Origin of the sequence: Corynebacterium sp. MSK310, assembly GCF_030227355.1 — a bacterium.
Taxonomy (GTDB): domain Bacteria; phylum Actinomycetota; class Actinomycetes; order Mycobacteriales; family Mycobacteriaceae; genus Corynebacterium; species Corynebacterium rhinophilum.
The window spans coordinates 1-1,401 of sequence record NZ_JASPFZ010000039.1 but is presented as its reverse complement, the minus strand read 5'-3'; the positions used below and the strand labels follow the sequence as shown (position 1 = coordinate 1,401).

The 1,401-nt window shown below is 55.2% G+C and carries 1 protein-coding gene; it reads left to right on the top strand.

The window, feature by feature from the left end; all coding sequences use genetic code 11:
* Positions 1-144 precede the first annotated feature (144 nt).
* The coding region (locus tag QP891_RS11635; RefSeq protein WP_284817078.1) for an integrase core domain-containing protein at positions 145-1,401 on the top strand (1,257 nt) is incomplete at its 3' end.

The window sequence follows — 1,401 nt, the reverse complement described above, 5'->3', positions numbered from 1 at the left end:
TGTGATGTCTAGTGACTTTTTGGACTCGGAGTCCATTGACTTTTTGGACTCGGAGTCCAGTTAGTTTTTTGACGCGGAGTCCAGGAAGTTTATGGACAGGATGTCTAACGACTTTTTGGACTCTGGCTTCTTGACAATGTGGGGATGGCAATTCCCATTACTCTCCGCAAGAAGATAGCGGATTTCGACCCCATCCGTGAGGGCATCACGGTCCAGCAGTTCTGCAAGAACATCGGCGTATCGAAGCAGACGTACTACAACATCAAAGCACGTATCGCCGAACGCGGGCGGGCTGGCATCGTGCCCGACAGCACGGCACCGCTGAACCCGCGACGGGTCTACGATGACAAGATTCGACAACAGGTCCTGCAAGCTCGCGGTACGTTAAGAGCCCGCGGCCAAGACTGCGGCCCATGGTCAATCTTCTACTTCTTCCTCGACGAACTCGGCTACGACCAACCACCGTCACGAGCTTTAATCGCACAATGGTTGCACGAGGCTGGCGTCGCTGACATCAATGCACGTAAACGACCGCGTAAGTCCTACAGGCACTTTGCCAGGGGCGAAGTCAATGAACTGTGGCAGATCGATGCGTTTGCCTACAGACTCTTCGATGTGCCTCACACGCAAGTGACTATCTACCAAGTCGTCGACGATGCCAGCCGCTTCGACGTCGGCTCCCAAGCTTTTGGAACTCCAGAAAACGGCACCGATGCCCGCATCACGCTAAGTGGAGCCATTGATGCTTACGGACTTTTCCAAGAAGTCCTCTCTGACAACGGTGATGCCTTTGCCACCTATCATCGCGGCCGGCTGTCGCAAACCGAACGCTGGCTCGCCAGCCTGGGAGTTCAATCAAGTGCGGGCTTTGCTCCCACGACGCAAGGCAAAGACGAGCGATCGCACCAAACCATGACCAGGTTTTTGGATGCTCGTACCCCGACGACGCTGGCGCAGGTCCAACAGCTGATTGTCGACTACCGCAACTTCTACAACACACGCCGTCGCCACCAAGGACTTCTCAGGGGCAAGATGCACATCACCCCAGCGAAAGCCTGGGAGATTATCTCGCATGCCCAGCCACCGACGCAGCCGATTGACCCAGATGTTTTATGGACAAAAATCGCGAAACAATATCACCGGATTCACTCCGACAACCAGGCAGATGCCTTAGCAGCCGCCACAGTGGTCGCGACAGATAATGCCCTGCCTGAAGTTGCAGCTTCAGACAGGGCACCAAGTAACGACACTCAGGCGATCCAGCAAGATACACCCCATGCCGATTCCTCAACCGTAATGCCAAGCTCTACCGGTGTAAATGCACTCTGGCCTATCCCGGACAAGCTGTGGATCAACAAAAGCGGGGTGGTACGCGTTATGGGACACGGCCTCTACGTCGGG